Annotated in this window: 19 protein-coding genes; 16 read left to right on the top strand and 3 right to left on the bottom strand. The window is 65.8% G+C overall.

Going from position 1 to position 22,004, the window contains the following annotated elements:
• The 12 genes from OEX18_11840 to OEX18_11785 form a co-directional block, all read left to right on the top strand.
• Positions 1–290, top strand: a 290-nt coding sequence (locus OEX18_11840) for an amidotransferase (protein ID MDH4337953.1), incomplete at its 5' end; no start/stop codon positions are given.
• Entirely contained in the window at positions 274–1,515 is a 1,242-nt protein-coding gene (locus OEX18_11835; GenBank protein MDH4337952.1) for a PQQ-dependent sugar dehydrogenase, read from the top strand. The genes OEX18_11840 and OEX18_11835, both read left to right, overlap by 17 nt.
• Before the next feature lie 5 nt (positions 1,516–1,520).
• Entirely contained in the window at positions 1,521–2,690 is a 1,170-nt protein-coding gene (locus OEX18_11830) for a PQQ-dependent sugar dehydrogenase (protein MDH4337951.1), read from the top strand.
• Positions 2,687–3,415: a bifunctional demethylmenaquinone methyltransferase/2-methoxy-6-polyprenyl-1,4-benzoquinol methylase UbiE gene (gene ubiE / locus OEX18_11825; GenBank protein ID MDH4337950.1), complete on the top strand. Its 729-nt coding sequence runs from the start codon at positions 2,687–2,689 to the stop codon at positions 3,413–3,415. The genes OEX18_11830 and ubiE overlap by 4 nt, the downstream gene beginning before the upstream one ends.
• 27 nt (positions 3,416–3,442) lie before the next feature.
• A complete protein-coding gene (locus OEX18_11820; protein MDH4337949.1) occupies positions 3,443–3,886 on the top strand; it encodes an arsenate reductase ArsC in 444 nt (147 codons plus the stop codon).
• Positions 3,887–3,915: 29 nt separating this feature from the next.
• Complete coding sequence (locus OEX18_11815; protein ID MDH4337948.1) at positions 3,916–4,818, top strand: carbon-nitrogen hydrolase family protein; 903 nt, start codon at positions 3,916–3,918, stop codon at positions 4,816–4,818.
• Positions 4,819–4,827: 9 nt separating this feature from the next.
• Positions 4,828–5,496, top strand: coding sequence for a GNAT family N-acetyltransferase (locus tag OEX18_11810; protein MDH4337947.1), 669 nt, complete (start codon positions 4,828–4,830; stop codon positions 5,494–5,496).
• Positions 5,493–7,622 carry an acetate--CoA ligase family protein gene (locus OEX18_11805; protein MDH4337946.1) on the top strand — a complete coding sequence of 710 codons (2,130 nt, stop codon included), beginning with the start codon at positions 5,493–5,495 and terminating at the stop codon, positions 7,620–7,622. Before OEX18_11810 ends, OEX18_11805 begins: the two co-directional genes overlap by 4 nt.
• Before the next feature lie 229 nt (positions 7,623–7,851).
• Positions 7,852–9,195: an insulinase family protein gene (locus OEX18_11800; GenBank protein MDH4337945.1), complete on the top strand. Its 1,344-nt coding sequence runs from the start codon at positions 7,852–7,854 to the stop codon at positions 9,193–9,195.
• Positions 9,196–9,226: 31 nt separating this feature from the next.
• The gene (locus OEX18_11795; protein ID MDH4337944.1) at positions 9,227–11,299 is read left to right on the top strand and encodes an insulinase family protein; all 2,073 of its coding nucleotides are present in this window, start codon (positions 9,227–9,229) and stop codon (positions 11,297–11,299) included.
• 317 nt (positions 11,300–11,616) lie between these two features.
• Complete coding sequence (locus tag OEX18_11790; GenBank protein MDH4337943.1) at positions 11,617–12,243, top strand: PEP-CTERM sorting domain-containing protein; 627 nt, start codon at positions 11,617–11,619, stop codon at positions 12,241–12,243.
• Between the two features lie 132 nt (positions 12,244–12,375).
• On the top strand, positions 12,376–13,524 hold the full coding sequence (locus OEX18_11785; GenBank protein MDH4337942.1) for a hypothetical protein: 1,149 nt from the start codon (positions 12,376–12,378) through the stop codon (positions 13,522–13,524).
• A gap of 6 nt (positions 13,525–13,530) precedes the next feature.
• Here the strand turns inward: OEX18_11785 and pyrE are convergent, their stop codons facing one another.
• Positions 13,531–14,079: an orotate phosphoribosyltransferase gene (pyrE, locus tag OEX18_11780; protein MDH4337941.1), complete on the bottom strand. Its 549-nt coding sequence runs from the start codon at positions 14,077–14,079 to the stop codon at positions 13,531–13,533.
• A gap of 116 nt (positions 14,080–14,195) precedes the next feature.
• Between pyrE and OEX18_11775 the strand changes: the two genes are divergently transcribed.
• Positions 14,196–16,283 (top strand): tetratricopeptide repeat protein, encoded by a 2,088-nt coding sequence (locus OEX18_11775; protein ID MDH4337940.1) that lies wholly within the window; start codon positions 14,196–14,198, stop codon positions 16,281–16,283.
• Here OEX18_11775 and OEX18_11770 read toward each other — a convergent pair.
• Both OEX18_11770 and OEX18_11765 read right to left on the bottom strand, forming a co-directional pair.
• Entirely contained in the window at positions 16,280–16,939 is a 660-nt protein-coding gene (locus OEX18_11770; GenBank protein MDH4337939.1) for a porin family protein, read from the bottom strand. The two genes, OEX18_11775 and OEX18_11770, sit on opposite strands and share 4 nt — an antisense overlap.
• 44 nt (positions 16,940–16,983) lie before the next feature.
• Positions 16,984–18,768 carry a hypothetical protein gene (locus OEX18_11765; GenBank protein MDH4337938.1) on the bottom strand — a complete coding sequence of 595 codons (1,785 nt, stop codon included), beginning with the start codon at positions 18,766–18,768 and terminating at the stop codon, positions 16,984–16,986.
• Between the two features lie 171 nt (positions 18,769–18,939).
• Here OEX18_11765 and OEX18_11760 point away from each other — a divergent pair, with 171 nt between their 5' ends.
• From OEX18_11760 to OEX18_11750, 3 genes are all read left to right on the top strand, one after another.
• The gene (locus OEX18_11760) at positions 18,940–19,953 is read left to right on the top strand and encodes a site-2 protease family protein (protein MDH4337937.1); all 1,014 of its coding nucleotides are present in this window, start codon (positions 18,940–18,942) and stop codon (positions 19,951–19,953) included.
• A 196-nt stretch (positions 19,954–20,149) separates the two neighbouring features.
• Complete coding sequence (locus OEX18_11755; GenBank protein ID MDH4337936.1) at positions 20,150–20,656, top strand: hypothetical protein; 507 nt, start codon at positions 20,150–20,152, stop codon at positions 20,654–20,656.
• Positions 20,657–20,748: 92 nt separating this feature from the next.
• A complete protein-coding gene (locus OEX18_11750) occupies positions 20,749–21,942 on the top strand; it encodes a tetratricopeptide repeat protein (GenBank protein MDH4337935.1) in 1,194 nt (397 codons plus the stop codon).
• The last annotated feature ends 62 nt before the right edge of the window (positions 21,943–22,004 follow it).

The following is a 22,004-nucleotide window of genomic DNA, read 5'->3' as shown; positions in this document are numbered from 1 at the left end:
CCTTTGAACTGCCCGCGGGCGCGGTGCAGCTGGCGCGCAGCGCCGCGTGCGAACAGCAGGCCTTCGCGTGGGGCGATTCGGTGCTGGGGCTCCAGTTCCACCTGGAGATGGACGCGGAGGGTGTCGCGGCGCTGGGTGCGCACTGCGGCGCGGATGCGGGAAGCGGGCCTTACGTGCAATCCCTGGAGGAAATGCTCTCGGCGCCGCAGCGTTTTGCAGCCGCGCACGCGTTTCTGGATGACCTGCTCGACCACTGGAAGAAGGAGGAGCGCCATGAAGACCCGGCATAGCGCGGTGTGGATGCTTGCAATTCTGAGCCTCGCGGTGCTTGCGTGCGAGGACGACCCGGCCCAGCCGGGTCCACCGCAACCGCCGCCCGGCGCCGACTACACCTACGACCTGGTGCCGGCGTTCCCCAGCCTGACGTTCGCCCGTCCGGTGGATATCCGCAACGCGGGCGACGGCACGGACCGCCTGTTCGTCGTCGAGCAGACCGGCGTCATCCGGGTGTTTGCCAACGTGGACACGGTATCGACGTCGTCTGTCTTCCTCGATATCAGCGCGTCGGTGACCTACACCTCGCAGAGCGAACTGGGTCTGCTGGGGCTCGCGTTCCACCCGGACTACGCGTCCAACGGCTACTTCTACGTGTACTACACCACGGGACCGACCAACGCCCTGCGCGCGCGCCTGTGCCGCTTCCAGGTGAGTGGAGATCCCGACGCCGCGGATCCGGCCAGCGAGCGGCTGATGCTCGACTTCGCGCAACCCTACGCCAACCACAACGGTGGCGGGATGTGTTTCGATGGCAACGGCTACCTGTGCCTGGGGGTGGGCGACGGTGGCAGCGGTGGAGACCCGCTGAGCAATGCGCAGGACCCGACCACGTTGCTCGGCAGCATCCTGCGTGTCGACGTGGATCAGAACGTCAATGCGCCGCCCTACCACGGCATTCCCGCCGACAACCCGTTCGTGGGTTCGGGTGGTGGGGAACGCCCGGAGATCTTTGCGTACGGGCTGCGCAACCCGTGGCGTATTTCGTACGATGCCGTGGGCGGAAAAATATGGGCGGGCGACGTGGGGCAGGCGTCGTACGAGGAAATCGACATCATTACCAACGGCGGCAACTACGGCTGGGACTGCCGCGAGGGCATGCACGCGTACACCGGGCCTCCCGGGGGTCCGTCGGCCGCGTGTGCCACCGCCAGCGGGCTGATCGACCCCGTCTACGAGTATCCGCGCAGCGACGGCCAGTCGATTTCGGGCGGCTACGTGTACCGGGGCCCCACGCTGACCTCGCTGACCGGCCGCTACGTATACGCCGACTACATCGGCGGTACGCTGTTCGCGTTGAAGAACACGGTGCCGGCCGAGACAGAGGTGCTCAAGGACACGACCAGCTTCATCTCCACGCTGGGTGTGGCGGAGGATGGCGAGTTGTTCGTCGCCGGCTACTCCTCCTCCGGAAATCCCACGGGGCTATTTCGCATCACACAGACGGAAGTGCAGCCTTGAGGCTCGTGCGCGGCGTTGCGGTCGCGGCGCTGACAGGGTGCGTGGTACCGGTGGCTTCGCCGGCGCAGGATGCGCCGGCGTACGCCATCGAGGACGCGTTTCCGTCGCTGGAATTCCGCCGTCCGGTGGACCTGCAGTCGCCGCGCGACGGCAGCAACCGCCTCTTCGTCGTCGAGCAGGACGGCGTGATCCGCGTCTTCGACAACGACCCCGGCGTGGCGGTCAGCAATGTGTTCCTCGATCTGCGCGAGCGGGTCAACCGCGACGGCAACGAGATGGGCCTGCTGGGACTGGCGTTCCCGGGCGACTTTGCCCGCTCGAAGACCTTCTATGTGGACTACACCGCCTCGAAGATGCTGCGGCGCATCACGCGCGTGAGCCGTTTGACCGTCGGCCCCTATCCCAATGCCGCCGACGTGGCCAGCGAGCTCGCCGTCATCGAAATTGCGCAGCCATGGTCCAACCACAACGGGGGGCAGGTGGCGTTCGGTCCCGACGGCATGCTCTACATCGCCATGGGTGATGGCGGCTCGGGGGGCGACCCGCGCGGCAGCGCGCAGGATCTCTCCTCGTTGCTGGGCAAGATCCTGCGGCTCGACGTGTCGCGGCATCCCTACACCATCCCGGCCGACAACCCGTTTCGCGGCAACCGCGACGGCCACAAGGAGGAGATCTTTGCGTACGGGCTGCGCAATCCGTGGCGCCTCTCCTTCGACCGCGAGACGGGACGGCTGTGGGCGGGCGATGTCGGACAGGTGACGTGGGAGGAAATCAACATCATCGAGTCCGGGAAGAACTACGGCTGGGACTGCCGCGAGGGGTTTCACGACTACGAACCGGCCGACCAGCGCTCGCCGGACTGCGGTCAAGCCCGCGACCTGCGGGATCCGGCGTGGGCCTACGGGCGCGACCAGGGCATCAGCGTGACGGGCGGATACGTGTACCGGGGAAGCGCGCTCCCGGATCTGAGAGGCTGGTACGTGTACGCGGACTACGGCAGCGGCCGCGTCTGGGCGCTGCGCGTTGGAGACGACGGCGCGGCGGAGAACCGGCTCCTGGTGGACACGAACGTGCTCATCTCGTCGCTCGGTTGTGACGAAGCGGGCGAGGTGTACATCTGCGCCCACGATCCCTCCAACGAACCCACCCGGATCTACCGGCTGGTGGCCGAGTGAGTGCCGGCATGCCCAACGACGTGGACGCGCTGGTGTCCGACAAGTCGCGCACGCCGCGCATGTTCACCGCCATCGCACGCCGTTACGATCTGCTCAACCATGTCCTGAGCTTCAACGTCGATCGTAGCTGGCGGCGCGCGCTGGTGGCGTATGCCCGTGCCCACGTCGGCGAGCGCGTGCTCGACGTCGCCACCGGCACCGGCGACGTCGCCATCGCGTTCGCCCAGCGCACCCGCGTTGCCGCCGTCGTCGGGCTGGATCCCTCCGACGGCATGCTGGCGGTGGGTCACGAGAAGCTGGCGGCGGCGCCGCAACCGCGGATTCATCTCGTTATGGGAGACGCACTTGCCCTCCCGCTCGCCGACGCCTCGGTGGACGTGGTGTCCATCGCCTTCGGGCTGCGCAACCTGCCCGACTACGACGCGGGCGTACGCGAAATGGCGCGCGTGCTCAAACCGGGGGGGCGGATGGTGGTGCTGGAGTTCCTGCCCCCGCAGGGCGCGGCACTGCTGGCCTACCGCGTCTACCTGGGCGCGGTGCTCCCGATCGCCGGCCGGGCCATCTCGGGATCGCGCGAGGCCTACGGTTACCTGTCGGCGTCCATCCGCCAGTTCATGCCCGCCGACGAGGTCCGTGAACTGCTGGCCACCGCGGGCCTGCGCCGGGTGGAATCGCGCCGGCTCTCCGGCGGCATCGCGTCGTTGTATCGCGGCGTCAAGTCGTGATAGGTTGGGGGTAGTTTCGCAACCGAGATGATCCCAGTTCGCAAGACCCGCATCCTCTTTGTCTGCATCGGCAACATGTGCCGATCGCCCATGGCGGAGGGCTTCGCCCGCACGCTGGGCGGAGACGTGCTCGAGATTTACAGCGCCGGCACCAATCCAACCGGTTTCGTGAGCGAAGACGCCATCGAGATCATGCGCGAACTGAAGATCGACATTTCCGCGCAGCGCTCGGGGGGGCTGGACGCGGTGCCGGTGGCGGACATGGACATCGTTGTCTCCATGGCGCCGCTGCCCGCGCGCAGGATGGTGCCGCGGGGGTTCGGCGGGGTGGCGATCGACTGGAAGGTGCAGGACCCGGTGGGGAAGTCGCTCACCGTGTTCCGTCGCGTCCGCGACGACATCCATGTGCGCGTGACGGACCTGGTTGACCAGGTGCGGCGCGGCGAACTTGCCAACCGGCGCACGCCCTGAGCGACGGGCGGAAGGAAAAGGAAGAGGAAATGGAGAAGGAATTGGACCGCATCCGCGTCGCAACGCTGCAGTACTTCATCCGCCCCATCTCCTCCTTCGACCAGTTTCGCAACCAGGTCGCGGGGCTGGTGGAAACCGCGGCGGACTACAAGTGCCACCTGCTGGTGTTTCCAGAGTACTTCACGCTGCAGCTGCTGACCCTGGAGGACATCCGTCGCCCCATCCACGAGCTGGTCCGTTCCCTTGCGCTGCAGCGCGAGCGTTTCGTGGAACTCATGTCGGGGCTGGCGCGCAAGCACCGCGTCTATATCGCGGCGGGCACCATTCCCTCCAATGGCACCGAGGATGGGGTGATTCACAACGAGGGATTCTTCTTCGGGCCCAGCGGTGGTCATACCTCGCAGTGCAAGATCCACATGACGCGCTTCGAAAAGGAAGAGTGGTTCGTGGAGCCGCTGAACGAATTGCGCATCATCGAAACCAACTTCGGCCGTGTCGCGTTGAACGTGTGCTACGACGTGGAGTTTCCCGAGCTGGCCCGCGTTGCGGCGCGGGAGGGCGTATCGGTGCTCATCGTGCCCAGCTGCACGGACGACCGCCAGGGGTTCCTGCGCGTGCGCTACTGCGCGCAGGCGCGGGCCATCGAAAACCAGATGTACGTGGTGCACTCTTCGACGGTGGGGTCGCTGCCCATGGTGCCCGCGGTGTCGCTCAACTATGGCCAGGCTTCCATTCTCACGCCCAGCGACTTCCCGTTCTCGCGCGACGGCATCCTGGCCGAGGGGCTCCCCAACCAGGAGACGATGGTGATCGGCGAGCTCAACCTGCGCATCCTGATGGAATCGCGCGAGAGCGGAACCGTGTTGCCGCTGCGCGACAGCGTGGCGTCGGCCGAGGTGAAGAAAGTTGTCGAAGTGGTGAAGGTGACGTAGGAGGGTGACATGTTTACGGTTCGGGGTCTGCAACCCGCGGATTTCGCCGCGGTGCAGCGGTTATCGCTCAAGATCTATCCGGACGCGCCGCCATGGGACGACACGCAGTTGTTCTCGCACCTGCGTGTCTTCGCCGAGGGGCAGTTCGTGGCGCAGCGCGACGCGGACGGGCGCATCGTGGGATACGCGGCCAGTTTGATTGTGTTCTGGGACGACTATGAACCCACCGACACGTGGCGCGATTTCACCGACCACGGGATGTTCACCAATCACGACCCCGAAAACGGACGCACCCTGTACGCCGCCGACGTGATGGTGGACCCGGACTGCCAGGGGCAGGGGGTGGGCAAGCTCATCTACCAGGCGCGGGAGAAGCTGCTGCGCGATCGACGCCTGCTGCGCATTCGCGCCGGTGCGCGCCTGCAGGGCTACCACCGCTACCACCAGGAGATGGCGGTGGAGGAGTACGTGAGGCGCGTCGTCGACGGTGAGCTCTCCGATGCAACCCTCTCCTTCCAGTTGAAACGCGGGTTCAAGGTGCTGGGCGTCGTGCATGGCTACATGCGCCACGACCCCCTGAGCATGGGCTACGCGGCCGTGATCGAGTACCTCAACGACGAGGTCGCCACCCTCGAGGACCACCGTCACCAGCAGGCCAACCGGTTCTACCGCCCATGAACTCGCTCGACGCCATATTCAAGCCCAGGTCCATCGCCGTCATCGGCGCCACGCCGCGCGTGGGCAGCATCGGGCGCGAGATTCTCAACAACCTCTTCGCCTACGAGTTCAACGGGAAGATCTTTCCGGTGAATCCGCGCTACGAGTATATCCACAGTACCAAGGCGTACCCCACCGTACTCAGCATCCCCGACCCGGTTGACCTGGCGATCATCGTGGTGCCCGCCGCGCACGTTTACAGCGCCGTCGACGACTGTGGGCGCAAGGGCGTAAAGGGGCTGGTGGTGATCACCGCAGGATTTCGGGAGACCGGTGAAGAAGGCGCTGCGCGCGAAGAGGCAATCATCAGGCTCGCGAAGAAGTATGACATGCGCATGATCGGCCCCAACTGCATGGGTGTCATCGACGCCACGCCGGACGTGCGTATGAACGCCACCTTTTCGCCCGGCGTGCCGCCATCGGGCAGCGTGGCCTTCATGACCCAGAGCGGTGCGCTGGGTGTGGCCATTCTGCTGGCGGTGCAGAAGCTCGGCCTGGGCTTTTCGTACTTCGCCAGCGTGGGGAACAAGGCGGATGTCAGCGCGATGGATCTGCTGGAGTACTGGGAGAAGGATCCCCACACCAGTCTCATCGCGATGTACCTGGAATCGTTCGGCGACCCGCGCCGCTTCACCGAGCTCTCCAAGCGTATCTCTCGCGAGAAGCCGATCGTGGTGGTGAAGTCGGGAACCTCGGATGCGGGCGCGCGCGCGGCTTCGTCGCACACCGGCTCGCTGGCCGGCATGGAGGCGGCATCGGAGGCCCTGCTGCAGCAGTGCGGTGTGAACCGCGTGTCCAGCATCGAGGAGATGATCCATGTCGTCGCCGGCTTCGTGGGCACCCCCATGCCCACCGGCAACCGCCTGTGTATCGTGACCAACGCCGGCGGGCCGGGCATCATGGCCGCCGACGCCGCCGACGGCCACGGGCTGCAGATCGCAACCATCACGGACGCAACACGCGCCGCCATGCGCAAGGTGCTCGCGCCCGAGGCCAGCGTGCAGAACCCGATCGACATGATCGCCGCCGCCGGTCCCGAGGAATACGAGAAGGTGCTCGAACTGGCGCTGGCGGACGAGAATGTCGACATCGCCATTCCCATCTTTGTGCCGCCGCTCATGATCGAGCCGCTGGAGGTGATCCGGCGCATCACCGCGGTGGCGCGCCGCCACGGCAAGCCGGTGTACTCGGTGCTGATGGCCGAGGAGAGTTACTACGAACGCATCCCCCGCGCCGTGCCCGATGCCGTGCCCATTTACCGTTTCCCCGAGGACGCCGTGCTGGTGGCCGAGCACATGAACCGCTACCGCCTGTGGCGCGCGCGACCGGTGGGCAAGGAGCGCCGCTTCGAGGTCGACCACGACCGCGCGGCGGCAATCGTGGACGCAAAGCGGCGGGCCGGCGGCGGCTACCTGGCCCCGTGCGACGCCCAGGCCGTGCTGGAAGCGTACGGATTCCCGGTGGCCCACCAGGTGGAGGTCGTGGTGGACGGTGACGCGGTCACCGCGGCGGCCGGTCTCACCTACCCGGTGGTGCTGAAGGTGGTCAGCCCGGTCATCGTCCACAAGTCAGATGTCGGCGGCGTGATCGTTGGTATCGAGAACGAACCGGGCTTGCGCGAGGCACGGCAAGCCATGGAGGCGTCACTCAAGCGCGCGGGGGTTTGGGACGGTGCCACCGGCTTCCTCATCCAGGAGATGGTGCGGGGCGATGCGTCCAGCAAGGAACTCATCTTTGGTGTGGCCGAGGATCCCAAGTTCGGGCCCCTGCTCATGTTCGGAATGGGGGGGCGCTACGTGGAGATTCTGCGCGACGTGGCCTTCCGGGTGCTGCCGGTGACCGATATCGATGCCCGCGAGATGATCCGCGGCATTCGTTCCTTCCCGTTGCTGGAGGGCGTGCGCGGCGAGGCCCGGGTGGACATCGAGTTCGTCGAGGAAATGGTGCTGCGCCTCGCCCAGCTGGTCGACGAGTTGAACGGGATTGCCGAACTGGACATGAATCCGGTCATCGTGACCCGCTCGCGCGCCAGCTGCCGGGTGGTCGATGTTCGCATCCGGGTGCTTCCCGAGCCCCCTGCGGCCTGATTTCGCCCGCCTCCGCCCGCTCCCACCGCAACCTTCCCCCCCGTTGCGCCGTATGGTCTCGGCATCGAGTCACTCACACGATTCCGGGCGCGCCCCCCGGCTGGTTGACGCGGGGGGCGTTTTCGGGTATACCGGGTGACAGGCCCATCCACTCACCGACCCCACCGTGCCCCAGCGGGCGCGGAAATGGAAATGTACCAATGAACAGCACTGTGGAGGTAACGACGGCATGAAGCGCCTCGCATGGTCATTCGCAGTCGTCGCGCTCGTCGCGGCGTTTTCCACCGCCGGATACGGCAAGAAAGACACGCCGGCCGGCCAGATCGAATACGAAGAGCACGTCCTGGACAACGGGTTGCGCGTGATCCTCTCCGAGGATCACTCGGTGCCCGTGGTCGCGGTGAATGTGTGGTACCACGTTGGCAGCGCCAACGAGGAGAAGAGCCGCAGCGGTTTCGCCCACCTGTTCGAACACATGATGTTCCAGGGGTCGGAGAACGTCGGCAAGGGTGACCACATGAAGCTGGTTGCGGACGCCGGCGGCTCGATGAACGGTTCCACCACCGAGGACCGCACCAACTACTACGAAACGCTCCCGTCCAATCGCCTGAATCTCGGCCTGTGGCTCGAGGCGGATCGCATGCGCTCGCTCGCGATCACCGAGGACAACTTCGAGAACCAGCGCGAGACCGTCAAGGAGGAGCGCCGCCAGGGCATCGACAACCAGCCCTACGGCGAGGCCTTCCTGGTGTCGGACACGCTCGGCTACGACGGCTGGCCCTACGACCACACCGTCATCGGCAGCATGGACGACCTAAACGCTGCGCAGGTGAGCGACGTGCAGGCGTTCTTCAACCGCTACTACTGCCCGGCCAACGCCGTGCTGGTCGTGGTGGGGGACATCGACCCCAAGAAGACGCTGGAGATGGCGAAGGAGTACTTCGGTGACATCCCGGCCGGACAGGCCGCCACCTTCCCGAAGTGGAACGAGCCCTTCAACAAGGGTGAGCGCCGCAAGACGGTGGATGCGCCCAAGGCCAACGTGCCCGCGTTGTTCACCACCTACCTGGTACCTCCGCACGACCATCCCGATTCGGCGGCGCTGCAGCTGCTCAACAGCCTGCTGTGCGACGGCGAGTCCAGCCGCCTGCACGAGCGCATGGTGAAGGACGAGGAGGCCGCGTTCGCGGTGTTCGGATTCGTAGACGGCCGGCTCGGGCCCAGCCAGTTCCGGCTGATCACCGCGTCGAACGCGGGTGTCGACATCTCCACCTGCGAGATGCTCATGGACGAGGAGATCGCGAGACTCCAGAAGGACGGCATCACGCCCGCGGAACTCGAGAAGGTGAAGACGCAGTTCAAGTCGACCTTCATCGAGGGCCGCCAGACGGTGATGAGCAAGGCCGAGAACATTCACCACTACATCCTCTACCACAATGATCTCTCGGTCATTAACACCGACCTGGATCGCTACCTGGCCGTCACCGCCGAGGACATCCAGCGCGTCGCGCAGAAGTACCTGCGCACGGACAACCGGACCATGGTCGTCGCGGCTCCGCCGCAGAGCAGCTGATCCCAACGGACAACGCCAAGGAGAGATGAAAATGAAATCGATTCGAATGATTGGCGCGCTGCTGGTCCTGATGGTGGCGGGCCTCCATGCATCGGCGCTGGCCGCCAAACAGGAGCCGCCGGCGCCCGAGCCGATGAAGAAGATGTCGTTCCCCGCCTATTCGGAAATGAAGCTCAAGAACGGCCTCGAGGTGGTCGTCGTCGAGCACCACGAGCAGCCCGTGGCGTCGCTGTGGCTGGCCTTCCGGGCCGGTTCCACCCTGGACCCGGAGGGGAAGTCGTCGCTGGCCAGCTTCACGGGAACCCTGCTCAACAAGGGCACCAGGTCGCGTGATTCCAAGGCGCTGGCGGAGTGGATCGAGTCGGTGGGCGGCAGCGTCAACGTCAACGTCGATGAGGACGACACCGTAATCGCCATCTCGCTCCTCAGCGAGTATCTGCCGACGGCTTACGAGTACCTGGCAGATATCGTGCTCAATCCGACCTTTCCGGAAGACGAGTTGAGCGAAGAGCGCAAGCGCGCAATCACGGGTATCGAGTTCGAGAAGTCGGACCCGAATGCCATGGCCGACCGTCACTTCCACGGGGTCGTGTATGGCAAGCATCCCTACGCGATTCGCCCCACCACCGACACCGTCGAGGATGTCTCGCGGGAGGACGTGGTGGCGTTTCACGCGCGCAACTACGTTCCCAACAACGCGCTGTTGTTCGTGGTGGGTGACGTAAAGGACAAGCAGGTCAAGAAGGACGCGGAGAAGTACTTTGGTTCGTGGAAGGCGGGGACGCCGGACAAGCCGCAGTACGCCGCCCCGCCCGAGCGCACGGCAAAGAACATCTCGCTCTACCACCGGCCGGGTTCGGTGCAGACCAACGTGTACATCGGGCATCTGGGTCTCAAGCCCACCGATCCGGACTGGCCGGCGGTGACGGTGGCCAACCGCGTGCTGGGCGGCGGCGCCAGCGGACGCCTCTTCATGAACATCCGTGAGGACAAGGGCTGGACGTACGGTGCGTACTCCAACTGGACCAAGCCGCTCGACGCCGGTTACTTCCGGGCCACCGCCAACGTGCGCACGGAAGTGACGGACAGCTCGCTGACCGAGATGCTGGCGGAGATCACCCGCATTGTCGATCAACCCGTTGACGCCGACGAACTCGAGAGCGCGAAGTCTTACCTGGTGGGCAACTTCCCCACCACCATCGAAACCCCCAGCCAGATTGCGGCGCAGATCGGGCAGGTGAAACTGCTGGGGCTGGACAAGAGCTACCTGGAGAACTACCGCAAGTACATCGCCACCGTCACGGCGGCCGATGCCCAGGCGGCCATGCAGAAGCACCTCCATCCCGACCGGCTGGCGGTCGTGCTGGTGGGTGACGCCACCGAGATCAAGGACAAGGTCGAGCCCATCGCATCGGTCGCCCTCTACGACATCGAGGGCAACGCCATCTCCCTGGATGAACTCGCGGTGCAGGGAACCGACTTCGACTACGATACCTCGGCGCTCAAGAACACCACGGCCACCTATGCGGTGAAGTACCAGGAGATGAACCTGGGCGACATGAACGTCTCGCTGGAGAAGACCGGCGACGACTTTGCGTCATCCTCCACCATCACCGGGATGATCAGCATGAAGGAGGAGATGACGTTCGGCGGCGACTTCGAGCCGCGCAGCTACAGCTTCTCCATGGCAGCCGGTCCGCAGACCCGGACCGCGGAGCTGGCCTTCGCGGATGGCCGGGCGACCGGCCGTTCCGAGGGTGGGAAGGACGGCCCCAAGGACATCGATGTGGAGCTGGTGCAGGGCATGATCCTCAAGAGCGCCGTGGACGTCCTGGTCAGCACGCTTCACCTGGAAGCCGGGGCCACGTTCAAGTTCCCGGTGCTCGACGCGCAGTCGGGCGGACTCGAGAACGTGTCCATCGAGGTAATGGGAGAGGAAGACGTCATGGTGCCGGCCGGCTCTTACGCGACCTTCAAGGTGCGGGTGAAGAGCGGCGACGGCGAGCAGATCATGTACGTGCAGAAGGCAAGCCCCCACTGGATGGTCAAGCAGGAGGTCCCCGCGCAGGGCCTCAACATCGAGCTCAAGAGCATCAAGATGTAGCGGCGTCGCCGCTGGCCGGGCGGGGTCTTCCCGCCCGGCCGGGCGCCGCTTCCCCGCGCCGTTTCACCCACGGAAGATCCTTCCCACCCACGGGTATGGGTGGACCTGCCCGAGAATCTTGAGAGAACGGTATAGTGCATTGTGTCCGGTATAGTTTGCCCCGGTTGCCCTTGTAACTCCAATCTGGACAATCGATTAACTTGCATGGTAAACTTATTGCCGACCTTGAAAGCGGCATCCGGTGTGCATGGTGAGACATTCGGATAGTTGTGTCCATCTCACAGAGTCGCTCGTCGTTGTCCCTGGAGGACCGAACCATGAAGGCCCGCATTTGTTTTGCTGCCGTTGCAATCGTGCTGATTGCCGGCACACAGTCGTCTGCTTCGGTGATTTCCGCGTCCAGCCAGACCGCCGGCTCGCGTTCCGCTGAGCGCGTCGACTACCTGAGCGTTACATCGATCCAGACCGACCTCAACGCGTCCATGCGCGAGGCCGCCGATGCATCGGCGCCCACGGCGCTGCGCGCCACGTCCGCGCCCTCGACGGCAAGCGGCGGCTTCCTGCTCACCGCGGGACAGGGCTCCGGCTACAACGGCGTCAGTGGGAATGCCATGGAGAGCCTGTTCAAGCCCGACCACGACAAGACGTCCAGCGCGATGAAGCGTGACGTCGCCGGCCCGGGCACGGTGATCGCCAACGGCGGCTCCCACGGCGGGCGATGGGGTGGCAACCACGGTTCGGGTGGGCGCTGGGGGAACAACGGGGGCGGCAAGAAGGGCGGCAAAACGGGTGGCGACAAGAAGGACGGCGGCTGGGAGAACCACCGGCGCCGTGGTGGTGGCGGCGGCGGAATCCAGGCCGCGCCGGAGCCGTCCACCTGGCTGCTCCTTGGAGCCGGCCTCACCATGGTCGGCATCTACGAGGTCATTCGCCGCCGCAGCTAGGCCGAAACCGTAGATCATAAGACTCTCGACGAGGGCTCGCCGGTTGACCGGCGGGCCCTCTCGCGTTGCTGCCCGCCGGGTGGGGTGGTGGTCTGGCACGCCCTGTGCTTTCCCTTCGCGGGGGGAACTGCAATGGCAACGGATACACTCTACTACGTGCTGCGTGAGGGCTCGACCCGCGAGGAACAATGGAGCTGGGAGGACATCGAGTCCCTGCGCCGCTCCGGCGAGCTCTCCGGTAATGCGCGTGTCTTTCTGCCCGACGAGGATCGCTGGGCACTTCTTTCCGAGACCCGTATCGGCGGCACGGACGACGCCGACCCGGATGGTGGTGCGAACGAAGCCGCGGCCGCGCGTGCCGCCCTCGAGGAGGCCTACCAGGCTGCCATCGACCGGATCGACCTCGACAACGCGCTCGAGGCGCTGCTCGACGCCGGCGTGCTCGCGGTGCAGCTGGACAAGCAGGTCGAGGCCCGCGCCCACTTCCAGGACGTTCTCAACCGCTATCCCTACCACCCGCGTGCGGCACAGGAGATCAAGCGGCGCTACTCGGTGGCCGAGCAGCGCAAGTTCCGTTCGCTCGACCGTCCCGCGCCGGTGTGGGACGATCTGGGCAGCGCCGCGGCCATGCCGCTGGCGCGCGGTCCCATCCATTTCTTCGCGCCCGCGGCGGTACTGGTGGCTCTGAGCTTCCTCCCCTACGGTCACCTGGCCACCGTGTTGATTGCGTTCCTGTGGATATTCCAGATCATGGAGTACACCGCGCGCGGCGCATCGCGCACGCCCGACTGGAACCGCGCCTGGGCGGATCCGATCCGCAAGCTCGTGCGCCCCGCACTCCTGATGGGCGTGGTGGTCGCGCAATGGGCGGCGGTGTTGATCGGCCTGGCGCGGCTCGCGATGCTGGCGGGTGGGGTGAAGAATGAAACCGTGTGGAGTTACATGGCGGCCAGCCCGCTCTTCGTGGTGCTGGTGTGGATCGTGGCGGCGCTGTACCTGCCCGCGGCGACGGTTTCAACCGGCGGTTTCGTGGGGTCGGTGGCCAAGACGCTCGATCCGCGCCGGCTGGTGCGCATGGTGGGACGCATGGAGCACGAGTACGTGTACAGCGTGGCCCTGCTGGGCGTGCTGGTGGGTGTCGTGGCGCTGGTGCGCGTTCTCACCGGCTCGATTGCCCTCGTGGGCAACGTGGCGCAGGGACTCGTGCTTGCCTACGCGCTGCCGCTGGCGGGACTGATCCTCGGCCGCCTGCTGGGGCGCACCGGTCACGTGATCTCGTAGCCCGGATCACCCCGCGGCGCCGAGCAACTCGCTGGCCGTGAAGATCGCCTCGAGCGCGCAGCCCGCGTCGGCGAGATTCTTCCGTCCACCCTCCTCGCGATCCACCACCGCCAGGACCTTGCGCACCTCGCACCCCAGCTCCTTCACCGCGGCGATCGCCTGAAGCGAAGATCCCCCCGTGGTCACCACGTCTTCCACGATCACCACGCGGTCGCCCTTGCGCAGCGGTCCCTCGACGAGCGATTTGGTGCCGTGATCCTTGCTCTGCTTGCGGACGATAAAGCCGCGCACGGAGAGGTCTTCCAGCCCGGCGAGCGACAACATGGAACCCACGATGGGATCTGCGCCCAGCGTCAGCCCACCCACGGCGTCGGGGACGTCATCCGCGATCATGGCCAGGAAGGTACGCGCCACGAGGTACGCGCCGCGCGCGTCCAGCGTGGTCATCTTTCCGTTGACGTAGTACTTGCTCTTGCGGCCGGACGCGAGGGTGAAGTCTCCCGTCTTGAAGGAGTGAGCGAGCAGATGCGTGAGAAGCTCGTCGCGGAGCGTCATGTCGGTCTCCCGGGTGGCGGTGGATTTCCTGTGCGGCAAACGATTCGTGGGCGGGTGATGCCTCGAGTTCAGGAGCGTAGGTTGCGGACCGTTCCCGGTCAAGGGATTTCCTTGCGGTGGAAACGGTGTTGGACTACGTTGCCGTCACCATGAGGAGTCTGATGCAGCGCATCGACAACGCCCTCACGCGGGCGGACGGCGTACTCGCCTGCGGGTTGCGCTGGCCGCTGATTCTGCTGGCCGCCGCCTTCGTTCTCAAGGCCATCTACGTGTTGCAGAGCGCGGACGCGCTGCACGTGCGCGTGCCCATCATGGACTCGCGCTACTACGACGAGATGGCGCAGGACATCGCGCGCGGCAACGTGGTTCGGCGCGAGGCGTTCTTCATGGGGCCGCTGTACCCGTACCTGCTCGGGTTCCTCTACGAGGTGGTTGGGCGCGACTTCACGGTGATCCGGCTTGTGCAGGCGCTGGGCGGCGCGCTTACCGTGATGCTCACCTTCCTCATCGGCCGCCGGCTGTTCCGGCCCTCTGCGGCCATGGCCGGCGCCGTGCTGCTGGCCCTCGCCGGCGCCATGACCTTCTACGAGACCCAGCTCCTCATGGAGGGACTGGGAACGCTGCTCAACTGCACCGTGCTCTACCTGCTGGTCAGTGGTGGCGAGCGCATCACGCCCCGCCGGGCGGCCGTCGTCGGCGCCGTACTGGGTCTGTCGGCGCTGGCGCGCGCGAGCATCCTGATCTTCGCCGTGTTCGTGGCGGTGTGGTTGTTCCGGCGCCGCCCGCGCACGGCCAGATGGCGGCGCGCCGGGGCCTGCACCGCCGGGCTGGTGCTGGTCCTGCTGCCGGCGGTCATCCACAACTACGCCGCCAGCCGCGATCTTGCGCCGGTAACCACCAACGCGGGCGTGAACTTCTACGTGGGCAACGCGTCCCATGCCACCGGCACCTTCGTGCCCATCGAAGGCGTGGACCTGCTGCGGGACATCACCACGCGCGACTATGTGGAGCAGATGACGGGACGAGAGATGTCGCCATCGGAGGTGTCACGCTTCTGGTTCGCGCGTGCCTGGGACGACATTCGTAAGGGGCCGGCGCGCACGCTGGGCCGGATGGGCAAGAAGACCGCAATCTTCTTCAACGGGTACGAGGTGCCGCAGATCGAGAGTTTCGACCTGCTGGCGCACGAGGAACCGTGGCTGCGGGTACTGTTCGTGCGCCTGTGGTTGATCATGCCACTGGCCCTGCTGGGGATGCTGCTGGCCCTGCGCAAGCCGGAAAGACTCGCGCCCCTGTACGGGTACGTCCTGCTTTACGCGCTGTCGATCGTGGTCTTCTTCGTCACCGGACGCTACCGGTCCCAGGTGATTCCCGTCCTGTGCCTCTTTGCCGGCTACGCACTGGTCACGGTGCCGCACCATGCGCGTTCGCTCCGACCGGCGTTCGCGTTCGCGGCCGGACTCCTGGCACTCGGGCTCGTGACCAGTCCCGGGCTGTTTGCCATCGACGAAGACATGATCGTGTTCCGCGATCAGGTGCGCCGTGGCCGCCGTCTGGGCGAATTGCGCAGCTACCAGCCCGCGCTGCGCGAAATCGACAAGGCGATCGCCATCTATCCCGGCGAGCCGGAAGGGTATGTCCAGCGCGCCATCATCCACCGGGACAACGACAACGACTTCAAGGCTATCGAGGACTACTCGCGCGCCCTGCAGATCGATCCCGCATCACCCTCGGTTCACTATGACCTCGCGCAGGCGTTGCGCAGCGTGAATCTCCCGGAGGAGGCGGCGCGTGAGTATCGCCGGGCCATCGAGTACAACCCGCGCATGCTGCAGGCGCACAACAACCTTGGTATCACGCTGCGGGAGATGAAGCGCTACGACGAGGCGGTGGCAGCGTTCCGGGAGGTGATCGAACTGTCACCGGATTACCGCAAGGCGTACAACAACCTGGGGGCGAGCTACGCGGAGATGGGGCGGATGGACGACGCGGTGGCCACCTTCCAGGAGACCACGCGCCGCTTTCCCGACTACGCCACCGGCTACCGCAACCTGGCCATGGCCTTTGCCGCGCAGCACCGGCCGCGGCCGGCGCTGGAGGCGATGCGGCGTTACGTGGCGCTGAGTCCGGATGATGTGGAAGCGCGGGAGCTGGTGCGCAAGCTCGAGATCGCGGCGCAGGCGGACACCAGTTCGGTCGACTAGCGCAGATCGACGGTGAGCCCCAGCGCGACGCCGAGCAGGAGCGGTGCGTCGGCCTCGGAGGTGAACACCCAGTAGAGGTCGTTGTCGTTCTCGTCGATTCCGAAGTAGTGGACGGTTCCGTTGAGTTCGAGCGACCAGTTGCTTGCGATACGCCGCGAGAACCCCAGCCCGCCGTTGTACCCGATGTGCTGATCGCTGTAGTCGAACGTGGTCACGCCCGGAGTGAACTCCATGCTCACCGAGTAGATGCCGATTCCCGCGCTGATGTATCCCGAAGACGAGCTGCCCACGTTGAACCCGAACAGGGGGCCCGCGCTGAAATACAGGTAGCGCATGCTGGGAATTGTCCCGAGCGGCAGGATGATTCCGTAGTTGTCCAGCACCTTCTGGTTGAGATCGGGGTCCAGCGTCTCACCCAGGTAGATGGCGCCCAGCCTCACGTCGAGCAGGATTCTCGAGTAAAGCTTCTCCGTGAAGAACAGGGTGAGATCCCATCCATCGCCATAGGCGTCGTTCAAGCCATCCTTGGTCTGAACATATCCCGCGCGAATGCCCAGGCGCTCCTGGCCGGCGGCCTCGTCGACCGCGGCCGCGGCGCCGGGCAGCAATGCCGCCACCAGTGCCGCCGCGAGCAAAGCGCGTTGCAGGACTGTCATGGGCACAATGTACGGTGGTTGTACGGGTGCGTAAAGCCCGTTTGCTACTTGAGGAGGACCATCTTGCGGGTGTCGATGGAAACGCCGTCCACGATGAGCCGGTAGAAATACACGCCCGAGGACACCGTGCGGCCGCCGTCGTCGATGCCGGTCCATGGCTCGCGGTGCATGCCGGCGGCGCGAACGCCGTCCACCAGGGTGCGGACGCGGGCGCCGGTCGCGTCGAACACATCCAGCCGTACGCGTGCCGCGCGCGGAATCTCGAAGGCAATCGACGTCGCCGGATTGAAGGGGTTGGGAGTGTTGGCCAGCAGGCGCGCAACGCTGTTCGCGCCGGTTCCATGGTTCGCCGACTGAACGGGGATTTCGGCGCCGGGACGCTCGCGGGTGGATCCGCTGCCGTTGCCGTTCGCGTTTCCCCCGCCCGAGCCGACGACCTCGTACGACTCAACTATCTCGTCCGCGCACACGTGCCCCGTCGCCGACAGGTCGGCCACTTCGACAAACACGCTCCGCCCCAGCAGCGGACGGGTGTTCCAGTAGCGTTTGTCCATTTCGTTCGAATTGCGCCCGGTTTCTGTGAAGAGAACCTCGCTGGTGATGGCGTCCACCAGTGCCACATAGCATTCACCCGGGAGGTCGTTTCCGCCCACGAGCAGGCTGATGGAGTTTCCGGTGAGCGTGAAGGGGTTGGTGCGGATGATGCCGGTCTTCCCCTCACCCTGGACGGTGCCCGGAACCCCGTAGCCGAGCGGTCCGGTGTAGTACTCGTAGGTGTTTATCCATCCGTCGCCCACGAATGTCTTCGCATAGTTTTCGTTACGAACGGCGGCGTTATTGTTCCACACCGGCTGGTAGTAGAAGGCATCGCCCGAGACGAAGTTCCAGTTGCCCGCCAGGGGCAGCGGCTTGGGGACCGCGGGAATGTTGCCCAGCCATGCCAGTGGTGTGAAGCGAATGACGTACTGGAGATTTCCGTGCTGGTCGTTGTAGACGGCGTGACGCGAGAACATCTCGCCGAGGTGCGTGTCGCTCACCTGCGGCGCGTGCCCGCTGTCGATAACGCGGCGCAGCGAAATATCCCATCCGGAGAGCAGGGAGTCCGATGACATCCACGAGGTCCCGTTGACGGTCTCTTCGGTAAACATCATCTGGAAGCGGTTGTTGTGCCGGAAGATGAATACCGACTCCATCACATGCCAGCTGGTATTGATGAAGATGGGTCCGATGTCCTGCCACTGAATGAGGTCGTCGGAGACGGCGCAGGCCACCGCGCCACGGTTGTCGTTGGTCTTGGCGGTGACGAACATGTAGTAGCGCCCGTCTTCTTCTACAATGTGCGGGTCGCGCCCGTGGCTGAACACGGATTCGCTCCACTCCGCCCACGCGGTGTCCGGGTGGTAGAGTGGATCCGGGAACTTGAACCAGGCGTTGAGGTCGTTGGAAACCGCCAGCCCGGTCTGCTGCGACGAGACCAGGTTGACGCCGGTGTAATACATGTACCACCACTCGGTTCCCGGCAGGCGAAACAGTTGCGGGGCCCACAGGGCCTTGTTGTCCCACACCCCGGGCTGGAGCACCGGTGGCTGTTTGTCCCAGTGCACGAAGTCGGTGGTGGTGGCGTGCCCGATGTTGACGGCGGGGTTACCCCGCAGGTAGAAGAGGTGATAGACCCCGTTCTCTTCCACGACGCAGTGGTCCAGAATCGGCTCCGGCGGCTCGGTGTAGATGGGCTGCTCGAAATCGAACCGGACGAGCGCGTGCGCACCCGTCGCGAGGCCGACGAGCAGGGAAGCCAGGACGATGCCGCGAAAGAGGCCCAAAGTCATGCATTTCACCCGGTGCGACCCGGGCGGGTGTTCGAGTAGAATTCGAGAAAAGGCCTTTATTGGGGTGGATTAGTGCCTGATTCTATCACACCCCCCGGCGCCGGGCAAGGCGGCGCGGGGTGTCCCTGGGGCGGCGGGAAGGTGTCCTGGGCCCTCGAGAGGTGGCCGGCAATGAGATACACGCTCGGTCTGGTGAAACTGTTCGGGATTCCGGTTCGGGTCCACGCCACCTTTCCGCTGGTTCTGGTGCTGTATGCCGCGGAGGCGGGCCGCAGCGGCTCCGCCCGGGACGCCCTGCTCGCGGCCCTGCTGGTGCTGCTGGTGTTCGGCTGCGTGGTGTTGCACGAGCTCGGGCACAGCCTGATGGCGCGGCGCTACGGCATCCGCGTGCGCGATATCGTTCTGTTTCCCATCGGCGGGGTCGCGCGCGCCGAGTCCATCCCCGAGGACCCACGGCAGGAGATTGCGGTTGCCATCGCGGGGCCCATCGTCAACTTCGCCATCGCGGGGGTGCTGTTTGCGCTGCTCGCGGCCCGCGGCGTTCCGCCCCACGGCGGCGGCTTCTTCGTCGACCTCGCCTGGGTGAACCTGGCCCTCGGTGTCTTCAACCTGATCCCGGCCTTCCCCATGGACGGGGGACGGATCCTGCGCGGGATGCTGTCCCTGCGCGTGCCCTACCTGGAGGCCACCCGACGCGCGCGCGGGGTCGGTCAGTTGATCGCGCTGGGATTCGCCACCCTGGCGCTGGTGAACACCTCCTTCATCATGCTGGCGCTCATCGCGGTGTTCGTGTTTGCGGGCGGCATGATGGAGGAACGTGCCGTGAGCACGCGGCTGCGTCTCGGGGGGCGGTCGGTGGGTGATCTCACGGACGCCTCCGCGCCGGTCTTTGCGCTGGATGACGCGGTGGGCGTGGTGGTGGATCGGGCCGACGGGCGCCCCGCCTTCGCGGTGGCCGGGGAGTCGGGGTCGCTGGCCGGTGTGGTGTCGGTGGCCGACCTGCTGCACGCGGTGCGGGACGGCCGCGCCGGTGATGCGCTTTCCACCATTGCCCGTTCCGACTTTCCCGTGACGGAGGCATCCACCGAAGCCTCGCGCGTCTACCGGTACCTCAAGGAGGAACGCAAGCCGTTCGCCGCCGTGGTGGAGGGCGATCGCTTCCTCGGGCTGTTCCACGCGGATTGAGCGGCCGCGTTGCAACACGCGGCATGTTGCCGGTTCCGCGCTGCGCCGCTGCGCGCCGGGAACCGCCGGATGGCACCCGGTTTTCCCCCGGTATGCGATTTGCTGCTTCCCTGCACGCGTTTCATCCCACGAATGGTTGTGGAGCATCATGTCGCAGCGGGGAATCCCGCGCTTGTTAACTACGGGAGCGGCAAGAATGAGCAATGTCGGGATACTGGAAGAAAGCCGTGCCCACGAGGGCACGCATGAATCGCACGTCCTGTACAATCGCGCCGTCGAACTGGTGAACCGCAATCGCGTTGCGGCGGCGCGCAAGGAACTGGAAAAGGCGCTGCAGATCTGCCCGCGCCATCCCGGGTATCTTTCACTCTACGGTCTGTGCATGGCCATCGAGAGCGAGGACTACGAGGCGGCGCGCCGTCTTTGTGAAAGCGCAACCCGCCTCGATCCGACCGACCCGGCGGTGCGCGTGAACCTGGGCAAGGTGTTGCGCCTGCAGGGTGACGCTCGCGCCGCGTACCACGAGTTCATTGCGGCGTGGAAGATCGACAAGAAGCATCCGGGGCCTGCCTCGGAGCTGTCGCGTATGGGCATCCGCCGTCCGCCCGTCCTGGGCTTCCTGCCCCGTTCGCACTGGGCCAATATAGTGCTGGGCAAGGTGCGCGCGCGCGCACTGCGGCTCGGTCTTCGCATCGGACATTGACCATCCACTGCGCGCGTCCCGTTGCCAGCGACGGGACGCGCCGCCGGGCTTTCCCTTTCCGCCACAGCCATCCCCGGGATATATTCCCCTGCGTGAATCATCGCGCCATATCCGTCATGTTGGTTCTGCTGGTGGCGTCGTGCGCCTCCGCACCGCCGGACAACTCCGCGCAAACCGACGCACTCAACGCCGCCAAGCGCCGCGCCGCCGTACAGCTGGAAGCCGGCGAGTACGCGGCAGCGGTACGCACGCTCGAAACACTTTCCGCGGATGTGCCGCGTGACGACCAGGTCTTCATGATGCTGGGGGACGCGTATCGCGGTCTGGGAGAGTACCAGCCCGCCATCAACGGCTACGAACAGGCCATCCGCATCGACTACGGTGACTACCTCCCCCACCTGAAGCTGGGCACGTGGCTGATGGAGAACGGGAAGACGGGACGCGCGCTCACCGAGTTCGAGGTGGCGGTCAAGTACGGGGCGGGCGATCCGCTCACGCATTACAACTACGGCCTCGCGCTGCACGAACTGGGACGCCGCGACGAGGCGCTGGTGCAGTGGCGCCTGGCCCGGGATCTCGACCCGGCCAACGCCGAGTTCGTTGAGGCGCTGGGTATCGGGTTGACCGGCGTGGACGACGCGGCGGCCCTGGCGTATTTCGAGGAAGCCGCGCAGCTGGGACGGAGCGGCGCCGCATTCGACAACAACTACGCGCTGGTACTCGAGCGCGTGGGCCGGCAGGAAGAGGCCCGCAGGCGCTTCCAGGCCGCTGCTGCCGCTGAACCGTCCAGCGAGGAGTACCAGCGCAACCTCGCCCTGCACGACATGCGCGTGGGGGACTACGCGGCCGCGTCGGGAGAACTGGGGCAACTCATCGAGCAACACGGTGTGCGCTGGAGCTACTCGGTGTACCTGGCGCGCGCGTACGTGGAACTGGGCCGTTTTGAGGATGCGCTGGGGGCGCTGGATCCGTTCCGCGCCGAGCTGGAAGCGGGCCGTCTGGATCGCAAATCCGGACGCATCGATCGCGTGCCGCCCACGGTGGCGGACGCGCTGTCCGCCGCCGGACTCGCGTGGCGGGGGCGCGGGGACCTGGCGCAGGCGCGGCCGCTACTGGAGCGAGCGGTGGTGCTGGACCCGGACGAGCCCGCGCACCTCAATAACTATGGCGTGGTTCTCGCCGAGAGTGGTATGCTGGAAGAAGCTCGGGCGCAATGGAAGCGCGTGCTCGAACTGGACCCTGGAAACACCACTGCCAGGTCCAATCTTTCCGCGTACCAACGGTAACAAACGTATCCCGGCGCCCGTAGAGAGATGCATGGTGCCCGAAGCATCCCGACCAGCCGGAA

It is taken from the genome of Candidatus Krumholzibacteriia bacterium (assembly GCA_029865265.1).
GTDB lineage: Bacteria > Krumholzibacteriota > Krumholzibacteriia > WVZY01 > JAKEHA01 > JAKEHA01.
This window is presented reverse-complemented; position numbering and strand designations above follow the sequence as displayed.